Source organism: Microbacterium sp. ET2 (assembly GCF_030347395.1).
GTDB lineage: Bacteria > Actinomycetota > Actinomycetes > Actinomycetales > Microbacteriaceae > Microbacterium > Microbacterium albipurpureum.
The window spans coordinates 1,959,904-1,979,457 of sequence record NZ_CP128170.1; the positions used below are offsets into that span (position 1 = coordinate 1,959,904).

At 69.3% G+C, this 19,554-nt stretch carries 21 protein-coding genes; 11 read left to right on the forward strand and 10 right to left on the reverse strand.

All coding sequences use genetic code 11. The annotated features are described in order from the left end of the window. Positions 1 to 245 precede the first annotated feature (245 nt). The 3 genes from QSU92_RS09425 to QSU92_RS09435 are packed head-to-tail and all read right to left on the reverse strand — an operon-like array spanning position 246 to position 3,070. The gene (locus QSU92_RS09425) at positions 246 to 1,457 is read right to left on the reverse strand and encodes a hypothetical protein (RefSeq protein WP_289261156.1); all 1,212 of its coding nucleotides are present in this window, start codon (positions 1,455 to 1,457) and stop codon (positions 246 to 248) included. Then, entirely contained in the window at positions 1,454 to 2,470 is a 1,017-nt protein-coding gene (locus QSU92_RS09430) for a hypothetical protein (protein ID WP_289261158.1), read from the reverse strand. The genes QSU92_RS09425 and QSU92_RS09430 overlap by 4 nt, the downstream gene beginning before the upstream one ends. Before the next feature lie 9 nt (positions 2,471 to 2,479). After that, complete coding sequence (locus tag QSU92_RS09435; RefSeq protein ID WP_289261160.1) at positions 2,480 to 3,070, reverse strand: TetR/AcrR family transcriptional regulator; 591 nt, start codon at positions 3,068 to 3,070, stop codon at positions 2,480 to 2,482. Positions 3,071 to 3,197: 127 nt separating this feature from the next. On the opposite strand from QSU92_RS09435, the gene QSU92_RS09440 reads away from it, so the two are divergent. The 6 genes from QSU92_RS09440 (at position 3,198) to rplI (ending at position 6,450) form a co-directional block, all read left to right on the forward strand. After that, positions 3,198 to 4,532 (forward strand): glycosyltransferase, encoded by a 1,335-nt coding sequence (locus QSU92_RS09440; protein WP_289261162.1) that lies wholly within the window; start codon positions 3,198 to 3,200, stop codon positions 4,530 to 4,532. 36 nt (positions 4,533 to 4,568) lie between these two features. Further along, complete coding sequence (locus QSU92_RS17585; protein WP_422880438.1) at positions 4,569 to 4,631, forward strand: hypothetical protein; 63 nt, start codon at positions 4,569 to 4,571, stop codon at positions 4,629 to 4,631. Between the two features lie 176 nt (positions 4,632 to 4,807). Next, positions 4,808 to 5,185 (forward strand): 30S ribosomal protein S6, encoded by a 378-nt coding sequence (gene rpsF, locus QSU92_RS09445; protein WP_289265870.1) that lies wholly within the window; start codon positions 4,808 to 4,810, stop codon positions 5,183 to 5,185. A 5-nt stretch (positions 5,186 to 5,190) separates the two neighbouring features. Continuing rightward, the gene (locus QSU92_RS09450; RefSeq protein WP_289261164.1) at positions 5,191 to 5,706 is read left to right on the forward strand and encodes a single-stranded DNA-binding protein; all 516 of its coding nucleotides are present in this window, start codon (positions 5,191 to 5,193) and stop codon (positions 5,704 to 5,706) included. A gap of 27 nt (positions 5,707 to 5,733) precedes the next feature. Beyond that, positions 5,734 to 5,988, forward strand: a complete 255-nt coding sequence (rpsR, locus tag QSU92_RS09455) for a 30S ribosomal protein S18 (RefSeq protein ID WP_289261166.1) — start codon at positions 5,734 to 5,736, stop codon at positions 5,986 to 5,988. 9 nt (positions 5,989 to 5,997) lie between these two features. After that, entirely contained in the window at positions 5,998 to 6,450 is a 453-nt protein-coding gene (gene rplI, locus QSU92_RS09460) for a 50S ribosomal protein L9 (protein WP_289261168.1), read from the forward strand. Positions 6,451 to 6,836: 386 nt separating this feature from the next. On the opposite strand, the gene QSU92_RS09465 is transcribed toward rplI, so the two are convergent. From QSU92_RS09465 to QSU92_RS09485, 5 genes are all read right to left on the reverse strand, one after another. Continuing rightward, positions 6,837 to 6,974, reverse strand: a complete 138-nt coding sequence (locus QSU92_RS09465) for a hypothetical protein (RefSeq protein ID WP_289261170.1) — start codon at positions 6,972 to 6,974, stop codon at positions 6,837 to 6,839. A gap of 430 nt (positions 6,975 to 7,404) precedes the next feature. Then, positions 7,405 to 7,668, reverse strand: a complete 264-nt coding sequence (locus QSU92_RS09470; protein WP_289261173.1) for a hypothetical protein — start codon at positions 7,666 to 7,668, stop codon at positions 7,405 to 7,407. Between the two features lie 16 nt (positions 7,669 to 7,684). Then, positions 7,685 to 8,935, reverse strand: a complete 1,251-nt coding sequence (locus tag QSU92_RS09475) for a chaplin family protein (protein WP_289261175.1) — start codon at positions 8,933 to 8,935, stop codon at positions 7,685 to 7,687. Positions 8,936 to 9,013: 78 nt separating this feature from the next. Beyond that, the gene (locus tag QSU92_RS09480) at positions 9,014 to 10,489 is read right to left on the reverse strand and encodes a hypothetical protein (RefSeq protein ID WP_289261177.1); all 1,476 of its coding nucleotides are present in this window, start codon (positions 10,487 to 10,489) and stop codon (positions 9,014 to 9,016) included. Between the two features lie 108 nt (positions 10,490 to 10,597). Continuing rightward, positions 10,598 to 11,116 (reverse strand): GNAT family N-acetyltransferase, encoded by a 519-nt coding sequence (locus tag QSU92_RS09485; protein WP_289261179.1) that lies wholly within the window; start codon positions 11,114 to 11,116, stop codon positions 10,598 to 10,600. A 520-nt stretch (positions 11,117 to 11,636) separates the two neighbouring features. On the opposite strand from QSU92_RS09485, the gene dnaB reads away from it, so the two are divergent. After that, positions 11,637 to 14,099 carry a replicative DNA helicase gene (dnaB, locus tag QSU92_RS09490; RefSeq protein ID WP_422880439.1) on the forward strand — a complete coding sequence of 821 codons (2,463 nt, stop codon included), beginning with the start codon at positions 11,637 to 11,639 and terminating at the stop codon, positions 14,097 to 14,099. An 80-nt stretch (positions 14,100 to 14,179) separates the two neighbouring features. Here dnaB and QSU92_RS09495 read toward each other — a convergent pair whose 3' ends face one another. Then, positions 14,180 to 14,821, reverse strand: coding sequence for a rhomboid family intramembrane serine protease (locus tag QSU92_RS09495; RefSeq protein ID WP_289261183.1), 642 nt, complete (start codon positions 14,819 to 14,821; stop codon positions 14,180 to 14,182). A 428-nt stretch (positions 14,822 to 15,249) separates the two neighbouring features. On the opposite strand from QSU92_RS09495, the gene QSU92_RS09500 reads away from it, so the two are divergent. The 3 genes from QSU92_RS09500 to QSU92_RS09510 all read left to right on the forward strand — a co-directional run bounded on the left by QSU92_RS09500 (position 15,250) and on the right by QSU92_RS09510 (position 17,180). Further along, positions 15,250 to 15,630: a hypothetical protein gene (locus QSU92_RS09500; RefSeq protein WP_289261186.1), complete on the forward strand. Its 381-nt coding sequence runs from the start codon at positions 15,250 to 15,252 to the stop codon at positions 15,628 to 15,630. Positions 15,631 to 15,724: 94 nt separating this feature from the next. Continuing rightward, a complete protein-coding gene (locus QSU92_RS09505; RefSeq protein ID WP_289261187.1) occupies positions 15,725 to 16,651 on the forward strand; it encodes an NAD(P)/FAD-dependent oxidoreductase in 927 nt (308 codons plus the stop codon). Positions 16,652 to 16,913: 262 nt separating this feature from the next. Beyond that, entirely contained in the window at positions 16,914 to 17,180 is a 267-nt protein-coding gene (locus tag QSU92_RS09510) for a 2TM domain-containing protein (RefSeq protein ID WP_289261189.1), read from the forward strand. A 156-nt stretch (positions 17,181 to 17,336) separates the two neighbouring features. On the opposite strand, the gene QSU92_RS09515 is transcribed toward QSU92_RS09510, so the two are convergent. After that, the gene (locus QSU92_RS09515) at positions 17,337 to 18,656 is read right to left on the reverse strand and encodes a condensation domain-containing protein (RefSeq protein ID WP_289261191.1); all 1,320 of its coding nucleotides are present in this window, start codon (positions 18,654 to 18,656) and stop codon (positions 17,337 to 17,339) included. 51 nt (positions 18,657 to 18,707) lie between these two features. Here QSU92_RS09515 and QSU92_RS09520 point away from each other — a divergent pair, with 51 nt between their 5' ends. Then, the gene (locus tag QSU92_RS09520; RefSeq protein ID WP_289261193.1) at positions 18,708 to 19,487 is read left to right on the forward strand and encodes an alpha/beta fold hydrolase; all 780 of its coding nucleotides are present in this window, start codon (positions 18,708 to 18,710) and stop codon (positions 19,485 to 19,487) included. The last annotated feature ends 67 nt before the right edge of the window (positions 19,488 to 19,554 follow it).

Sequence of the window (19,554 nt, forward strand, 5' to 3'; positions counted from 1 at the left end):
CGCGGCGCGCGCGACTACCTCCGCTCGGCGCACGGAGCGCCGGCGACCTCCTCGTGCCCTGCGGGCGTCACACGAATCTGCACCGCAACACCCTAACCCCACCCGCCGCCGGCGGCTCCGGGCCGCCACTTCCCGGGCCGGGCGCAACCGCGGGGACCGGGCCCGACACGCCGCGGCGCGGCATCCGTCTCCGGCGTGTGCGCCCGCGACCCCGCGGTCATGCCCGGCTCGCGCTGGAGGAGGGCTCAGCGGAAGAAGAGGCCGAGGAAACCGGTCTGGCCGATCAGCCAGAACAGTCCGATCACACCGAAGACGATGATCGCGGCCCAGGGCACCCCGCGTCTGAGGCGCCGCCCGGGGGCGGCGACCCCGGGCGGCGGACGCAGCGCCGCCGCCGGCACCGAGAACGGGACGGCGGTCGCGGCGGGTGCCGACGGTCCGGACCCGGGCAGGGCGGATGCCGCGGCTGCGGCGTGCGCGGCATGCACGGTTCCATCGGCCAGCCGCTCGTCGCGCCAGCGCGCCCACTGCGCGAGTTTGTCGAGCAGGGCGCCGACGACGGAGAACAGCCAGGCCCACGTGGCGGGGTCGAGGGTGGAGAAGTCCCGTTTGGCATAGAGGAAGAGCCAGTCATCGACGATCTCGACGTCGAGAGCCGCGGCGTTGTCGATGAAGCGCGCCATGATGTCGGGGGTGAAGAGGTAGAGGGCGTCGCGCTCGTAGCCGGCCGGGCAGTAGAGGGAGAAGTAGCGATCGAAGTCGCCCTCGAGTCCGAAACGCTGGTCTCTGTCAAAGGCGAGCGGCAGATTCGAGCCGAACAGCCCGTTGTTGCCGGTGGCGTCGAGCACGATGTGGGGCAGGGGTACGTCGAGCTTCACAGCCACGTAGCCCCACTTGTGAGTCGTCTGGTTCTTGCCCGAACCGGTGACGTAGCGATAGTTCGCGAATTCCACGAATCGTGGCCGTTCCCCGCGCACGAGGTCGGTCGACCGGCGCGACCGCCCCTGCGAGAAGATCATGCCGGGCAGGCCCGGCGAACCGAACTGCGGCACGTAGGTCATGCCGTTCGCCCGGGCGAACCGATCGAGGCGGTACCAGCGCTCGCTTCCGCCGCGCAGCGATCTGACGGTCAACACCGTCGCGAGCGCGATGACGCCGGCGAAGAACAGGACGGGCACGATGGCGACCAGGCTGAACGCGCCACTGCCGTTCTGCGCCAACGCGGCGAAGACGCCGACGAAGATGCTGAGGGCGCTCGACCCGACGATGAGCACGGCGATGCCGCCGACGACGAGGCCGACGATCGCCTGAGGCGACGAGAACACGCTCGCGACGCGCCCTTCGGCGCGAAGCCGGCGTGCGAACTCGCGTACCGCCCGGTCGTCGACCGGCTGCACGAGCGGATCGGCGTCGAACGGGTAGGCCGTCCGCATCCCACCGTCGCCCGGCGTGGTCATGCGTTCACCTCGTCGCCGCCCCACGACAGGTCCGCGCCCTCGTCGATGGGCCACGCCTCGAGGCGCAGATCGGTGCACACCGCGCGGATCGCTGCGGCAGAGCCCGCGATCACGGTCGAATCGGCGTCGACGTCGGTCGCGAGGACCCAGGCGCGATCAGCCGGCCAGGCGAGGCTCGGTGACACAGCGGATGCCGGGCCCCCGGGCGGCTCCAACGCGGTGTCGCGCCACGGCGCCTGCCACGGCCACTCGGGGTCGGCGAGTACGGCCAGGTCGGCGTGGAAGAGGACGTGGTCGCGGTTCGGCAACCGCAGCCGTGGTCCTCGCGACACCTCATCGTCGAGCACGCCCGGCTGCCAGGAGGGCTTGCGGAACACATCGTTGAAGCGGTCGCGCACCGAAGTGGCGAGGAAGCTGGCGTGGCGATCGGTGGCCGGGCCGGCGGGGTCGCCGTCAGCGGTGAGGAGCACGCGTGACGGACCGAACCCGAGGCCACCCACCAGGCCACCCCAGCCTTCCCACAGCGCCACGAAACCGTCGGCGGGGGTGGTCGTGTGCGAACGAAGCGCGCGGACGGTCGCGGCGAGCAGATCGCCGGGGAGCTGACCGGTCGGAGGATCGAGGTAGCGCCAGCCCGCGGCATCCCTCGGTCCGTCCTCGTTCTCGACCTCGCGGGGTCCGACGACGCTCTGCCACTGGGCCTGCGGATGCATGGTGGTGCCGAAGGCCCCGGCGGCGGCGGACCAGCTCACCCGTTCGACGTCGATCTGGGGCGCGTCGGCCTGGAAGGCCGCCCACTCGCGGTGGTGGCGATCGTAAGGGAGCGGCGGCCACGAGCGTCCGACAGGGCGATCGCGGTCGGCGGGGTGGAAGATCCGTGCGTAGGCCTCGTACCCGCGCGGCACCCAGGCGTGCATGGTCGCGCCCCAGGAGGGACCGTCCGCGTCGACCCGGTCGCTCAGCCAGTCGCCCGCGGCGACCTCCCCGGTCCATTCTATCCGTGTCCCACCCACGGCGCCAGGCTACCGGGCGGACCGGGACATCTCCGCCCGCACGGCCTGCCCCACCCAAGTCAGGTAGTCCTCGTACGTCCGTCCGGATTGGGCCACCAGCTGTTGATACCCCTCGGGTGACAGAAGGAACGAGACCGCGGCCGCGCGCTCGCGGCGCTCCGACGTCGGGGGCGCGAGCCGTCGCGCGATCAGCTCGTCGACCAGGCGCAGGTAGTCGGCGGCACGTCGCTCGAGCATCCCCTGCAAAGCCGCCTCTACGACGGGATCGGATGCCGCGGCGCCGAGCAGCACCGTCCACAGCGCGTAGCCGCGGGCGTTGGCCAGGGCTATCTGCCGGATCACCGTGTCGAGGAAGACGTCGTCGGGAAGGTCCAGTACCGCGGCCGCGACCTCCGTGTCGGTCAGAGACCGGGCCGACTCCGCTCCAGCGAAGGTCACCTCGAAGGCGGCGATGAGGAGCTCGGCTTTGGACGCCGCGGCTTTCACGGTCTCGGCCGAGACACCCGCCCGGCGGGCGATCGCGGCGAGGGTGGTCGCCTGGTAGCCCTGCGTGGCGAAGAGGTCAGCGGCGGCCGCGACGATGCGCTGGCGCGTCTGCATGGCCTGCTGGGCGCGAAGTTCGGAGCGATAACTTCGGCCGGGGGGAGGGGGAGGCGACATGTATTGACTAACCTAACGGTGTGGTGAATACTTCGTGGGGTTATCGATTCTACGGGGGAGTCCGCTCATGTCCACCTTTCTCATCACCTGCACGCCTGCTCACGGTCACGTCATGCCGCTGCTGCAGATCGCTCGCCATCTGGTCGGTCGCGGTGACACCGTCCGATTCCTCACCAGTCCGCGGTACGCCGCGGCGGTGCAGGCCACCGGCGCTGAGCTCGTCCCGCTGACGGACGACGCCGATGTCGATCTCGACCACGCCGACGAGGCCTATCCCGAACGTGTCGGTTTGACCGGACCGGCCGCTCTCCGCTTCGACATGAGCACCCTCTTCCTCCGTCCCGCGCCGGCGCAACTGGCCATGGTGAGGGCGGAGCTCGCCGCTCATCCGATCGACGCCGTGCTGACCGAGCCGCTGTTCCTGGGGTCGGCTCTCGCCCTCCATCTGCCCGAGAAGGAGCGGGTGCCGGTTGTCGTGCTCGGCATCTTCCCGCTCGGCGTCCCGAGCCGCGACACAGCGCCGTTCGGCCTCGGCGTCACGCCGCTGCCCGGGTGGACCGGCCGGCTGCGCAACGCCATGCTCCGCGTCGCGGCCCGACACGTCATCTTCGGGGGTGTGCAGCGTGAAGCCGATGCGCTCAGCCGACGGGAAGTGGGCGCCACCTTCGGCGGCCTCTTCCTCGACTGGCCGAGGCACGCGCAGGCGATCGCGCAGTTCAGCGTGGCGGCATTCGAGTACCCGCGTTCGGATCTCTCCCCGAGCGTGCACTTCCTCGGGCCCCTCACGCCCGCGGCATCCTCGACTCCACTTCCCGATTGGTGGGACGACCTGAACACCGACCGCCCCGTGGTCCATGTGACACAGGGCACGATCGCGAACAGCGACTTCGACCAGCTCGTCGGGCCGACACTCGAGGCGCTCGCCGAGAGGAACGCCGTCGTCGTGGTTTCCACGGGAGGGCGCCCGGTCGACGCCCTGACAGGCGCGCTCCCTGCGAACGTGCGGGTGGCGAGTTACCTCCCGTACGACCGACTCCTTCCCCTCGTCGACGTGATGGTCACAAACGGCGGGTACGGGGGCGTGCAGCAGGCGCTCGCCGCAGGCGTCCCGCTGGTGGTTGCGGGGCAGACGGAAGACAAGGTCGAGGTGAGCGCCCGGGTCGGCTGGACGGGGGCCGGGGTCAATCTGCGTACCTCGACGCCGACGGCGCGCGCGGTCGGCGAGGCGGTCGAGCGGGTCCTGCGGGAGCCGTCTTTCCGCGAGCGCGCGCACGAGCTCGCCGCCGCATACGCTCGCGCGGATGGTCTCCAGGGGCTCGTATCACTGCTGCAGGCTGTCGTCGCGGACCGGAGGGTGACCGCGCAGGCGCCGACCTCGCCCGGCGTCGTGACGCACGAGTGACCTGCACCGGCGTGGCGCGACGCCGGCGCGCAGGGCATCGGCGGGTGCTGCCGCGTCGGCGCGGACGAGATCCGCGCCATCGCCCACGCGCTCGGCTGATCCGCGGAATCGCGCCGGGACGGGCGATCCGGTAGCATGGGAGGGTTGTCCGGCTGGGCCTCACGCCCGTGAGCCCGTGACGACGTGCACACACCCTCCTGCTGCCGGGAAATGCCCGGCAGCCGTTCTAGTCCGAAGGAGGTGGGTAAGTGACGCACATCCACCAGTACGAGCTCATGGTCATCCTGAACCCTGAGATCGACGAGCGCCAGGTCGCCCCGAACCTCGACAGGTTCCTGAAGGTCATCACCAACGCTGATGGCTCGATCGACAACGTCGACATCTGGGGCCGCCGCCGTCTTGCCTACGAGATCCAGAAGAAGACCGAGGGCATCTACGCCGTCGTGAACTTCACCTCGACCAGCGAGGCCGCTCAGGAGCTCGACCGTCAGCTCAAGCTGAACGAGAGCATCATGCGCACCAAGGTCCTCCGCGCCGAAGAGGCCCAGGCCATGGTCGCCGCCGAGAAGAAGCGCGCCGACGAGAAGGCTGCCCGCAAGGCCGCCGCTCCCGCCCGGGCCCCGCGCCGCGAGTCGGCTGAAGCGAAGGCGTAACGACGATGGCCGGCGAAACGATCATCACCGTCGTGGGCAACCTCACGGCAGACCCCGAGCTGCGCTACACGCAGAACGGCCTGCCCGTCGCGAACTTCACGATCGCATCGACGCCGCGTACCTTCGACCGTCAGGCGAACGAGTGGAAGGACGGCGACGCGCTGTTCCTCCGGGCGAGCGTCTGGCGGGAGTTCGCCGAGCATGTCGCCGGGTCGCTGACGAAGGGCTCCCGCGTCATCGCGACCGGTCGCCTGAAGCAGCGCAACTACCAGGACCGCGAGGGCAACAACCGCACCTCCATCGAGCTCGAGGTCGACGAGATCGGCCCGTCGCTGCGCTATGCGACGGCCCAGGTCACGCGCGCGTCGAGCGGTGGCGGCGGTGGCGGCGGCGGAAGCCGTCAGCAGGCACAGGTGGCGGATGAGCCGTGGGCGACCCCCGGCTCGTCGAACGCCGGTGGCGGCGCCGACGCCTGGAGCACCCCCGGGTCCGCCGCCTACGGCGACGACACTCCGTTCTAAAGATCTCAAGAAACGTAAAGGAACACCATGGCTGGAAAGTCGAGCGGCGACCGCCGCAAGCCGCGGAAGGGTGGCAAGCCCACCGCTCCCGCGAAGCCGACTCGCGTCGGCGTCATTGACTACAAGGACGTCGCCACGCTTCGCAAGTTCATCTCGGAGCGCGGCAAGATCCGCGCCCGTCGTATCACCGGCGTCTCGGTGCAGGAGCAGCGTCTGATCGCCCGTGCGATCAAGAACGCGCGCGAAATGGCGCTCCTGCCCTACTCCGGCGCTGGCCGCTAAGGAGCACCCATGTCGAAGCTGATTCTCACGAACGAGGTCGCCGGGCTGGGCTCCGCCGGTGACGTGGTCGATGTCAAGGACGGGTACGCCCGTAACTACCTGATCCCGCAGGGTTTCGCCGTGCAGTGGACCCGCGGTGGCGAGAAGCAGGTGGCGTCGATTCGCGCCGCCCGCGAGGCCCGCGCCTTCCACGACCACGAAGAGGCCGTGGCGCTGAAGAACCGTCTCGAGTCCAACACCGTCAAGCTGACCGTCAAGGCCGGCGCCGAGGGGCGTCTGTTCGGCTCGGTCAAGACCGGTGACGTGGCCGACGCCGTCAAGGCCGCCGGTCTCGGCGAGCTGGACAAGCGCACCATCCACATCACCTCGCCGATCAAGGCCGTGGGCGAGCACGAGGCGACCGTTCGCCTGCGTGACGACCTCACCGCCGTCATCACGCTGCTGGTCATCGCCGCGAAGTAGGCGCGAACCCGCAGAGCGGATTCCGGATGCCGCGGAGCGGCCCTCTTCCGAGAGGGCGGCCCCGCGGCATCCGTCGTCGTTGTGGGCTATGTCCTTCTCTCGCGTACCCTCCTCCGACGTGCTCCGCGCCGAGACACCACATCTGCGCCGAGACACCACACATCGGCGCGGGTCTGGGCGGGATCGTGGTTTCTCGGCGGGGCCAGCGGCGTCGTCGGAGCACGAGCCGATGCGATCGGGGTGGCTCGCCGACGGTCGCCAAGATGATGTGTTGCCGGATGCCGCGGAGCGGCCCATCCCCAGAGGCCGGTGCTCCGCGGCAACCGTCGTAACGGCGTGACGATCACGGTGCGTGTCCCTCGCGGCACGCACCGTGATCGGGTGTGTCACGCCGTACGGTGCCGCACCGTCCGCAGGCCCGCGCCCAGGGCGATGAGTCCGAGCGCCAGCAGCACCGCTGCCGGGCCGGTCATCGCGCCGCCGGTGGCGGCGAGGGGCGTGGAGGCAAAGGCGGTGCCCCCCATCACGCGCTGCGCAGCGAGCGACGGGTCAGCGGATGTGCCGGTGACACCGGGCGTGCCGGGCGTTCCGGGCTCACCCGGGGTTCCGGGCTGTCCGGGCGTGCCGGGTGTTCCGGGCTGACCAGGCGTGCCGGGCTGACCAGGGCTGCCGGGCTGACCAGGCGTCCCGGGCTGACCAGGCGTGCCGGGGGTTCCGGGCTGACCGGGTGTTCCGGGCTCACCGGGCGTTCCGGGCTGGCCAGGCGTGCCGGGGGTTCCGGGCTCACCCGGGGTTCCGGGCTCACCGGGCGTGCCGGGCGTTCCAGGTGTCCCCGGCGTACCCGGCTCACCCGGCGTGCCAGGGGTGCCAGGCGTTCCAGGCGTTCCAGGCGTTCCAGGGTTACCAGGAGTCCCGGGAGTACCGGGCACGACCGTGGTCGAGCCGGATTCGCTATCACCGATGACCGAGATGGCGTTGCCACCGATGGTGACCGGAAGCGAGATCGGCGCCAGAAGTTGGGTTCCGCCGAGGATGCTGCCTTCGCCGGAGGTCACGCCGGTGATCCCACCGCCGTTGCTGCCGGTGTTGACGTCGGTGGTCGATGAGCCTGTCGCTGTCGCCGATGCCGGAGATGGCGTTGCCGGCGACGGTGATGGGTGCGGTGATCGGGGCGATGACCTGGGTTCCGCCGAGGATGCTGTCCTCGCCGGAGGTCACGCCCGTGATTCCCCCGTCACTCTCGCCGTTGCTGCCGGTGTTGACGTCGGTGGTCGATGAGCCTGTCGCTGTCGCCGATGCCGGAGATGGCGTTGCCGGCGACGGTGACGGGTGCGGTGATCGGGGCGATGACCTGGGTTCCGCCGAGGATGCTGTCCTCGCCGGAGGTCACGCCCGTGATCCCACCGCCGTTGCTGCCGGTGTTGACGTCGGTGGTCGATGAGCTGTCGCTGTCGCCGATGCCGGAGATGGCGTTGCCGGCGACGGTGACGGGTGCGGTGATCGGGGCGATGACCTGGGTTCCGCCGAGGATGCTGTCCTCGCCGGAGGTCACGCCCGTGATTCCGCCGTCACTCTCGCCGTTGCTGCCGGTGTTGACATCGGTGGTCGATGAGCTGTCGCTGTCGCCGATGCCGGAGATGGCGTTGCCGGCGACGGTGACGGGTGCGGTGATCGGGGCGATGACCTGGGTTCCGCCGAGGATGCTGTCCTCGCCGGAGGTCACGCCGGTGATTCCGCCGCCACTTTCGCCGTTGCTGCCGGTGTTGACATCGGTGGTCGATGAGCTGTCGCTGTCGCCGATGCCGGAGATGGCGTTGCCGGCGACGGTGACGGGTGCAGTGACCGGGGCGATGACCTGGGTTCCGCCGAGGATGCTGTCCTCGCCGGAGGTCACGCCCGTGATTCCCCCGTCACTCTCGCCGTTGTCGCCGGTGTTGACGTCGGTGGTCGACGAGCTGTCGCTGTCGCCGATGAGCGACACAGCGTTGCCGGCGACGGTGATCGGTGCGTCGACCGACACGACCCCCTGCGTTCCGCCGAGGATGCTGTCCTCGCCGGATGTCTCGGCCGTGACTGGCGCCGACACCGGTTCCGATGTGGTCGTCGATGACTCGGACGAGCTGTCACCCAGCACCGAGATCGCGTTCCCGGAGACGGTGATGGGTGCCTCGACGTCGAGCACGGCTTGCGAACCCGACCCGATCCCGTGAGAGCCGTCGGTGGTGGCTGCCGGTTCCGGCGCCGACGACCCGCCCCCGGTGGACTGAACCGTCGAGGCCTCGGACGACGACTCGCTGTCGCCGATGACAGAGACGGCATTGCCGACGACCGAGACCGGTGCGTCGAGGTCGACGACGGCTTGGGTGCCGGAGAGGAGTCCGTCCTCTCCGGTGGTTTCGGCCGCCGTGGCGACCGATGTGCCGAACAGCGTGAGACCGCCGGCGATGACCGTGCCCCACAGGGCACGCTTGACGAACGTGTGCATGGAAGTTTCTCCCTAGAACTGATGGATGTCGCGCGAACGCGGTGACTCTGGCGGCGCCGCAGGGCGGCGCAGAGTCGATCAGTCGGGAGAAGCGTCTGTCTCGAAGATCGGCGCCCCGGGAAGGCGATCATCCGCAGGGCCGGCTCGACGCATCCAGGCACGGTATGCGAAAAGCGGTCCGAAGGCGATCAGCCCCCAGGCGCCGAGGCTGGTGCCGCCGGATCCGGCGGCAGTGGCATCGCCGGGGAGAACTCCCCCGGGCGAGTCGAAGGGTCCGCCGCGCTCGATGGCGACGGCGGCGAGTTCGGCCGGGTCGCTCGGACCGGCGGTCGCGACGACGGAGGGGATGTCCGCCTCAGTCGAGGGGGACACGCCGGTCAGGCGCTGGACGAGCTGAAGTGCGCCGGATGCCGCGAACGAGGCCGCCTCGGCGGCATCCATCTCCTGGGCACCGACGGGTACGACGCCGTCGACGGTCCCGGCGGTCTCAGTGGCCGGAAGCGCGGGCCGGTCGTTCGCCAGCGGCGGCCGGACGATGGGAAGCGCGGGAACGAGAGGGGCGGGAGCGAGGTTCTCGCCGGATCCGCCGATGGTCTCGCCGACCGATCCGACACCGCTGTCGAGCGATCCGCCGACCTGCTGGACCGAGTCGGGGATGCCGAGTTCCTCGGCGACCTCACCGACGACGGGGGTGTGCTCGACGATGTCGGTCACCACATCGACGACCTCCGACACCGGACGCTCCTCACCCACCGACTCGGTCAGGTCTCCGACGGTGTCGAGCGCCGTCGACGCGACCTGGGCCACCGGGCGGACGATCGGTTGCAGCGGGGCCGTGTCCAACAGGTCGCCCGCGGTGTCGGTGACCTCGTCGACGACGGTTCCCACCGTCGCGGTGAGGGTGTCGACGGAGTCGTCGACAACGGATGCTCCTTCGCCGACGATGTTTCGGACGGGCTCGTCGACGATGTCCAGTACGGGTTCGGTCGCCGGCGCCGCGACCTCTTCAACGGCGTCCACGGCGCCGCCGACCACGATGCCCGCGGTGTCGGTGACGGGTTCCGCAGCCTTCTCGACGGTGTCGGCTGCGGTGTCGGCTCCGGTCGCCACGACGGTGGCGACGGGCTCGGCGACCTTTGCGACAGTCTCGGTTCCGCTCGGGACGACGGTCGAGGCTGTGTCGGTCGCGGGCTGTGCCACCTTCTCGGCGGTGTCGGTCACCGGCTCCGCCGTCGACGTGACGGGCTCCGCGACCTTCTCGATGGTCTCCGCACCGCCCGTCACCACTGCATCAGCGGTGTCAGTCACCGGCTCCGCCACTTTCTCGACGGCGGTGGCTCCCCCGCCGACCACGTCGCCGGCGGTGTCGGCGACCGGCTGAGTCACCGCGCCCACCGCGTCAGCGCCGCCCTCGGCGACCGCACCTACCGCGCCCAGCAGACCCCCGGAGTCTTCGGATTCGTCGGCGAGGGCGCTCGAGGACGACAGTCCGAGCACGAAGGACACAAGCATCCACCCGATCGCGACGCCCAAACCCGTCAGCAGAAGCCGCACGGGCCGTGGGCTACGACCAAGAATTGCCCTGTCCATCCTTCACCTCCGCACGCGAATGACTCGCTCCGCGCAACTTCGCGCGGATCTGGGGTGCCTGGATTTCCGACCCTATGACCGAGCTATGAGCCTGTCAAGAGGGCGCGGATCAAGCGTCAGCTCGAAGCACAGCGAGTTCGGCATGGTCGCGCGGTAGGGCTCGTACACGGGGGTCGGCGTGAATCCGAGGCTGACGTAGAGCGCGATCGACTCGGGTTGCGGGACGCCCGTCTGGAGGATGACGCGCTGCGCACCGCCTTGTCGCGCCCGCTCGATGACCCGCTCCGTCAGGGCGCGTCCGATCCCGCGGCCGCGGGCGGCGGATGTCACGATCAGGCGCTTCAGCTCCCATTCGGAGCCCAGGCGCCGGAGCATGACGTGCCCGACCGGCCCGTCGTCGGTGATCGCGATCCAGGTCGATACGACCTCGTCCGGCGTGATGCGCAGCGCCTCGATGCGGGCGGCGGCGACGTCAGCGGGCTCGTCTCGGTTGAGTGGTCCATAACGCCGCCCGAGGTCCTCATCGAGGGCAGCCCGCAGCATCGCGGCGCGCGAATCGTCCACGGCGACCTCGAGAATCTGATACGTCACCCCTCCATCCTCGCGGTGTCGCGGCATCCGGGTGACCATCCGGATGCCGCCCACGTTGTCCACATCCGTTTGTCAAGTCGGCAAACCTTCAACGAATACTTCAAGCACATCGTTATCCACATTCTGTGAGCGAACAAAGCCCAGGTCACAGGCTGAAGAGGATGCTGCAGCGGCGACCATTCCCAGAGTTGTCCACAACCGTTGTTCACAGGCCGGACGGCGTTTCGCGCACAGTTTGCACAGAGTTATCCACAGGCCGTCTTGCGAGTGTCCGACCCCCTCCTTACCGTGAGGGGAGCTCAGGACGAGCCGCACGCACAGCGTCGACGCGGACGCTGCGGGAACATCCGATCCCGGGGCCGGCGTGACGGGTCGTCGCTTCCGCGCGCGCACGAAAAACGGGGAGAACACATCGCCTATGTCGATCGCAGACATCTCTGATGAACGCATGGGTAGCCGCCGCGAACCCGAGCGGACGCCACCGCACGACATGGCCGCCGAGCAGAGCACGCTGGGCGGGATGCTGCTGTCGAAAGACGCCGTCGCCGACGTCATCGAGACGCTGCGGGGCGCCGATTTCTACATCCCCAAGCACGAGATCATCTACGAGGCGATCCTGTCGCTGTACTCGCATGGCGAGCCGACGGACGTCATCGCCGTCACCGATGAGTTGATCAAGACCGGCGATCTGCAGCGAGCGGGCGGGGCCGACTACCTCCACACCCTCACCTCGATCGTCCCGACCGCGGCGAACGCCGGGTACTATGCGTCGATCGTCGCGGAGCGCGCGTTGCTGCGCCGCCTCGTCGAGGCCGGCACCCGCATCGTGCAGATGGGATACAAGGGCGAGGGCGACGCGATCGAGCTCGTCAACAACGCCCAGGCCGAGATCTACTCCGTCAACAGCGGGCAGGAGACCGAGGACTACGTTCCCCTGACCATCGCGGTCGATGCCGCCGTGGACGAGATCGAGGCTGCGCGCGGGCGCGACGGTCAGATGACCGGAATCCCGACGGGGTTCGCGGGACTCGACCAGCTCACGAACGGTCTGCACCCCGGGCAGATGATCGTCGTGGCGGCGAGGCCCGCTATGGGCAAGGCCCTGGCCCTGGACACGCCGCTTCCCACCCCCACGGGTTGGACCACCATGGGCGAGGTCAAGGTCGGGGACGAACTGTTCGATGCCGACGGACGGCCGACGAAGGTCGTCGCGACCACCGAGGTCATGACAGACCGGCCCTGCTACGAAGTCGAGTTCTCTGACGGGTCGCGCATCATCGCCGACGCCGAGCACCAGTGGGTGACGGAGACTCGCGCCGCGCGTCGCAATGCCCGTGCGACCGCCAGCGTCATCACGACTGAGCAGATGGCGGCGACGCTGACGGTGGGCACCGAGAAGCGGGCCAATCACTCCGTCCGGAACGGTCGACCGCTTCAGGCTCCTCACGCTGACCTTCCGGTGGCACCGTACGCCCTCGGCGCGTGGCTGGGCGACGGTCACACCGCCGGCAATCGCATCACAAGTGAGACCGACGAGATTCCCGGTTTCATCCGCCGCAGCGGACTTCGTGTCGAGGCTCGAGGCGGGATGCTCTACTCCGTCCAGCTCCTCGAGCGAGAGGAGTTGATCCGGGTCTGCGAGATCTGCGGTACCCGCTTCAGCGCTCGCCACCCGCACGTCCGCACGTGCGGCCGCACCTGCGGGCCGAAGAACAAGGCCGCTCACCCGGAGCGCCTGTCTTGCCCGGATTGCGGCCAGCCCTTCTCGGGGGAAGCCCAGCGCTGCGCAGCCTGCCATCGCGACCACGGCTCATTCACGGCCCTCCTGCGGAAGGCAGGCGTGCTCGGTGACAAGCACGTGCCGCTCGCATACCTGCGAGCCTCTGAGGCGCAGCGCCGCGAATTGCTGGCAGGGCTTCTCGACACCGACGGCACGGTCGTGCGGGGCGTCGGATCGTGCCAGTTCGCCGTGACCAACAAGAAGCTCGCCGACTCCGTGTACGAGTTGATCGTCAGTCTCGGTTACCGCTGCGGACGTACGACCAAGCGTGTCAACGGCAGATCGACGGAATCATCCACCTGTTACATCCTGAACTTCTCGACGACCGACGACGTGTTCTGGCTCGAGCGCAAGCGCGCCCTCCACGAGCAGGAGCGTCCGGTCGATGCGACGCGGACGGGTCGCCGTTATGTCACGGCGGTCCGGCCGATCCCGAGCGTCCCCGTGCGCTGCGTGCAGGTGGACAACGACGACCACCTGTACCTCGCCGGGAAATCGATGATCCCGACGCACAACTCAACGCTGGCTCTGGATTTCGCGCGCGCCGCCGCAATCAAGAACAACATGCCCACCATCGTCTTCTCCCTCGAGATGGGGCGGAGTGAGATCGCGATGCGTCTGATGAGCGCCGAGGCCGCGGTGCCGCTGCAGAACATGCGCAAGGGCACGCTCGACTCGCGCGACTGGACGACGATCGCCTCCACCCGCGGGCGCATCAACGACGCGCCCCTCTACATCGACGACAGCCCCAACATGACCCTCGTCGAGATCCGCGCGAAGTGCCGGCGCCTGAAGCAGCGCGTGGGTCTGAAGATGGTCATCATCGACTACCTCCAGCTGATGACGAGCGGCAAGCGCGTCGAGTCGCGGCAGCAGGAGGTCTCGGAATTCTCTCGTGCCCTGAAGCTTCTCGCCAAGGAGCTGCAGGTACCGGTGATCGCCCTGTCGCAGCTGAACCGTGGTCCTGAGCAGCGCGCCGACAAGAAGCCTGCCCTGTCCGACCTCCGCGAGTCGGGGTCGATCGAGCAGGATGCCGACATGGTCGTCCTCCTGCACCGGGAGGCGGCGTACGAGCGCGACAGCCCCCGCGCCGGCGAAGCCGATCTGATCGTGGCGAAGCACCGTAACGGCCCGACCGACACGGTCGTCGTGGCGTTCCAGGGTCACTTCTCCCGGTTCACCGACATGGCTGTGGGGATGTAGGACAGCGGGATGAACACCCGTGCGAGTCCTCGCATCCGCGAATGCCTGGGCCATGAGACTGACGGTGACTCTGGGGAACGTCACCTGATGCGGGAGTGCGGCTCCGGGGCTCTCGACCGGGTGCCGGCGCGCGCTCGGCGAAGGGCGAGCGCCGCGATCGCTCCCCCGATCGCGCCGAAGAGGTGCGCCTGCCAAGAGATGCCGTCCGCGGCGCGGAAGATCCCGGCCAGCATGCTGCCGCCGTAGATGGCGATGACCGTCAGGGCGATAAGCGCGTAGAGAATGCCGTGGCCCAACGACCTCGCCACGAATGCCCGGACCACCAGGTAGCCGAAGTAGCCGAAGACCATGCCGGACGCGCCTACGGTGATGGTGCCGGGTGAATTCACGATCCACGTCCCTACACCAGCGATCACCCCGACGATGGCCGTCACCGCCCAGAACCGGCCGATGCCGTCGAGTGCGACGAGCACCCCGAGGACGAGGAACGGGATCGTGTTGGCGAGCAGGTGCGGCCACCCGGTGTGCAGGCCGTGGGCGAGCAGGATGCCGTCGAGGCCGTCGAGAGCCCATGACTCGATGCCGAACACCCGAACCCAGCTTCCGGGCAGGACCACGTCGAATGCCGTGACGGCCCACATGATCGCCACGAGGATCAGCGGCTGGAGCGCGCGGGTCGCCCAGCGGGTGGTCGATCGCGGCGAGGTCGCGGCAGCGGTCATGGACACATCGTCGCATCCACTCCTGGTTATCGAGTCGGAAGTCCTCAGCAAGGACGTTCCTCGCGGTCGGGGAACGCCAGCCATCGAGTCGGGTGTGTCGCCCCGACGTCTATCCGATCGAACGAACGCGGGGCGTGTGTGACTTTGATCACGAGTCGGCATCGCGGGCCGATTCGGCAGCGCAGGGATCGTAGAGTGAGCTGCCGAAGAATTTAGGAGTTCTCATCGCCGCTCACGTTCGTGCCGCGTTTGCGGCCTCCGCCCTCCTCGCTCTTGCTCTGACAGGTTGCGCCGGCGTACCGTCGGCAGCGCCGAACTCGACTCCTGGCGCTTCGGTTGGCGAGTCGCCGACGCCGACGCCGACGGCCACCGCCCCATCTGCTGTCGCAGCAACATGCGACAACACGTCCACTGCTGAGTTCCAGAACGTGATGGAGGAGTCCGGGTGGGTTGCGAGCTCGCCCGATGAGACCGGATGGCCCTTCAGCGAGTTCCCGAACGGCGCGCCATCGGGAAGCATCGCCTGTGTGTGGAGCGCGGATCCGAACGTCGGAACGGACAACGTCGTCACCCTCGCATGGGCACCGATAGATGCTGAGGCCGCCAGCGCCGCTCAGGCAGGACTTGAGACGGCCGGGTTCGATCGCATCAGCGCGCCCGAGGGGATCTACCTGGCGATCAAGGGTGACCCCGGTTGGGTCGATGCAGAGGGATACGGCGCGTCATATCTCTTCACCGTTACCGATGTTCGCTGGGCGATGTTCAAAGACGAGCTGAGGTTCATCAAGGCTCCCGACGACGTCGGCTGATTCGCCAGACCTCCTGCTCCCATCGTCACTCGCGATGCCGGCCGACTCTCGAGTTGCGGCCCGACCTGGCCCGCGGGCACGCCAGGATTCTTACATGACAGCGGACGTGACGGTGGTCGGTGGCGGGATCTCCGGACTCGCCTGCGCCCGAGCCGCCACGGCCCGCGGCCTGTCGGTGCGCGTTCTCGACCGCGGCCGCCGTGTCGGTGGGCGTCTCTCGAGCCGAACGCTCTGGGGACGCCCGGTCGATCTCGGCGCCTCCTACTTCGTCTCGGACGATTCGGACTTCGACAGCGTCGTGCGCGGATGGGCGGATCGTGGCCTCGCACGCCCCTGGACCGACACCTTCGCCGTGATCGATGCCGACGGTGAACAGACGCGCAAGAAAGGACCGATGCGCTGGGCTGCGCCGCGAGGGCTGCGATCGCTGGCTGTAGATCTCGCGGAAGGCCTCGATGTGCGCACCGAACACACCGTCGGACGCGTCGAGCCGCACCGCATCGACGGTGACGAAGCCGGCGAGGTCGTTCTTGCGATGCCGGGCCCCCAGGCTGCGCGCCTTCTCGACACGGCTCCCGCCAGCGAGCTGACTTGGGAGCCGGTCATCGCGGTGGCGTTGCGGTGGGACGGCCGGCAATGGCCGATCGACCTGCACGGCGCCTTCGTCGAGGCCGACCCGGACGTGTCGTTCGTCGCCGACGACGGTGACCGCCGGGGCGACGCCGCGCCTGTGCTCGTCGTGCACACGACGGCCGAGCGCGCGCGCAGGCATCTCCACGATCCCGCGACGGCGATCCCGCCCGTGCTCGACGCCGCGCGGCGGTTGCTGCGGATCGACGCCGAACCCACCGCGACGTTCGCCCATCGTTGGACGTTCGCCCGCCCCGTCGGAACGACCGGGGAGCCGTTCTTCCGGACTCCGGGGCTGTCTGCCTGCGGCGATGCCTGGGGTGACCGGGCCGCCGTCCGCACGGCGTGGGGCTCAGGTCACGCACTCGGGAGAGCACTCGCCGAGACGTGAGGAAGCGCTCTGTGCCGTCTCAGCGCGCATCGGACGATCGAACAGCCGTCGAACGCCAGACCGACCCGCATGCCCCGTTGATCACCGATGCGCGAATGGTGCGGTGACCTCGACGCGCGTCATCCGTCTGCCCGTCCGCCCGGTTCGTTCGTCGACGATGTACGCGTCCGGCGGGCCCGGGCGTACATGTGCGACGGACGAATTGCCACAGCCGCGCGAATCCGCCCCGCGAAGCCGACGCGTCGCCCCCTATGATCTAGCCATGACGGACCAGGGCGATCTCAGGACGCGCGCCGTGCAGCGGCTCAAGGCGAAGCAGCACTTCTGGTCTGCCCTCATCACGTGGGTCGTCCTCTCCGCGATGTTCATCGTGATCTGGCTCGCGACCGGCATGGGCGGCTTCTGGCCCGTCTGGCCGATCGCCGGCATCGCGGTCGGCGTCGCATTCACCGGCATCCGTGCGTTCGGTCCAGTCAACACGGGTCCGAACGAGGAGCAGATCCAGTCGGAGATGCGCCGCCTCTCCTGACGGCGCCCGACGACGAAGCCCCCGCTCGATCACATCGGGCGGGGGCTCGTTTTGGTACTTCAGCGTACGTAGGCTCTCATGATCGACATCCTTCCGTCGGGGACCTCGAGAGTACCCAGCGATCCGGGATCAGGCAAGGGGTCCGGGATCGCGCAGTCATTCCGCGGCAGCACGCAGCCCCGTCACCACGGCTTGTGACCAGCGGTCCACGTTCGTCTCGGCCTCGGCCGTCTGAGGGAAGCGACACCGCATCTGCAGGCCATGATCGGTCACGGTGAACCAGGCCATCACTCCGTCGACGTCGACCGCGGCGGACACGTGCTGAACCTCCCAGGTGGGGTCGGCGCGTATCGGCAGCCGGCGGGCGTCGAGCCAGGAGAGGGCGAACATCCCGGGACCCATCGGCATGCCGCCGTACGGCGCGAGGATCGGCGCAAGCGGATACGAGCCCAGGGCGACGGCGTCGCGGACCGCTGCCGCGCAGGCGTCCGGATCGGGGTCGGCGGATTCCAGGACGGCGTTGGTGATGAACCAGCCGACCGCATCATGCCATCGGCGTTCGTGTCGGCTGTGCACAGGGAACACAGCGCGCAACGGCGCACCGCCGGCGACACGCGCCGTGGCGGATGTGAGGACAGACACCGCGAGTGCGATCGGGCGGACCCCGAGCGCGGCGGCGCGGGCGTCGAAGCGTGCAAGCGTCGCCGCATCGAGCACATCGTGCACCTCCACGTGCGCGGGACCCGGCCGGGACACATCGCCGAGCGGAAGGGGGAACGTCGGCATGGTTCCGCCCTCGGCGTCGAGAACCCGCCTCCACCGCTCGATGATCGTGGCCGGTGCGGACGGCATGGCCGCGAGTTCGGCGGTGTGGTCTGCGAAAGCCGGTGCCGGGATGGGGGGCTCTTCGACCCCCTCGCGGATATCGACCGCCGCCGCGAGCAGATCGCGCACCAGCACTTGCCACGACAGCATGTCGACGTGGGAGTGATCGGCCCCGATGATCACGGTGGCGGCAGCCCCGTCCGCCGGCTCGACGAGGCAGAGCCGGTGAGAAGGCTGTGCGAAGGGGGAGCACACCTCGTCGAAGACGTCTCGCACCAGCCTCCGCACGTGCTCGGTTGTCGCACTCATCTCGCCCCCATGAGCCGACGTCCAGCCTTCGGCGACGACGTCGACCTCATGAAGAGCCAATCCGCGTCCGGTCGACTCGTCGTCGGCGACGAACACGGTCCGGAGGGTGCCGTGGCGGGCGACGACCCGCATCCATGCGTGTCCGAGCAGGTCGCGGTCGATGTCGTCGGGCAGACGGAAGGCGACGGCCATCCAGGATGCCGGTCGAGCGCCCTCCGACACATGCCGCCGTTGGTCGAACGACACCGGCAGGCGTCGCCCGAGGGGACCGGCAGTCCGCACGACGTGGGTGTGCAGCCTTCCGGGCGGCAGGTGCATCCGGGTGACCGAGGTGAGCCGCATGGCGCCGTAGTCTAGGCGGACGAGATTCCGCGGTGATGACGGGGGGCGTCCGTGGGGGTGCTGAGACGACCCGGAGCCGATCTCGTCTACGACGTGCTGGGCGACGACGGTCCGTGGGTGGTGCAGCTGCACGGACTGACGTCGTCGCGCCGCCGGGACGACCTCCTCGGCTTGGGGGTCAGCCATGCCCTGACCGCGCAGCGCGTTCTCCGTTACGACGCCCGTGGACACGGCGCGAGCACCGGCGACGTCGCCGAGGAGTCCTATCGGTGGGACCGCCTCGCCGACGACCTCCTCGCTCTCCTCGACGCGATCGCTCCGGGTGAGCACGTACACGGCGTCGGGCCGTCCATGGGCACGGGCACTCTCCTGCACGCGGCCGTGCGTGAGCCGCAGCGTTTCGCCTCACTGGCCCTCCTCGTGCCTCCCACGGCGGGCGCGACGCGCAAGGCTCAGGCCGATGCCTATCGGAGGAACGCCGACCTGGTGGAGCGTCATGGAATCGACGCGCTCGCCACGATGGGCAGCGCGACCCCCGTCCCGCCCACGCTCAGCGACGCGCCGCCGACGACGCCCGACGTTCCCGAGAGATTGCTACCCGCCGTGCTGCGTGGTGCGGCATCGACCGACCTCCCGAACGAAGCGGTGCTCCGGACCGTGTCGATGCCGTCGCTCGTGCTGGGGTGGGTGGACGACCCGGCCCACCCGCTCAGCACTGCTCGACTGCTGCACGACGTGCTCCCGAACTCGCGGATGGCGATCGCCCGAACGCCTCGCGACGTCCTCGCCTGGCCCGGTCTCGTCCGGGCGCACCTGGGCAGCAACGGATGAGCCCGGCCCGGCGGTCGGCCGAGCCTTCCCGAGCGTTCGTCCGTCGTGGATGTACGCGATCAGACGC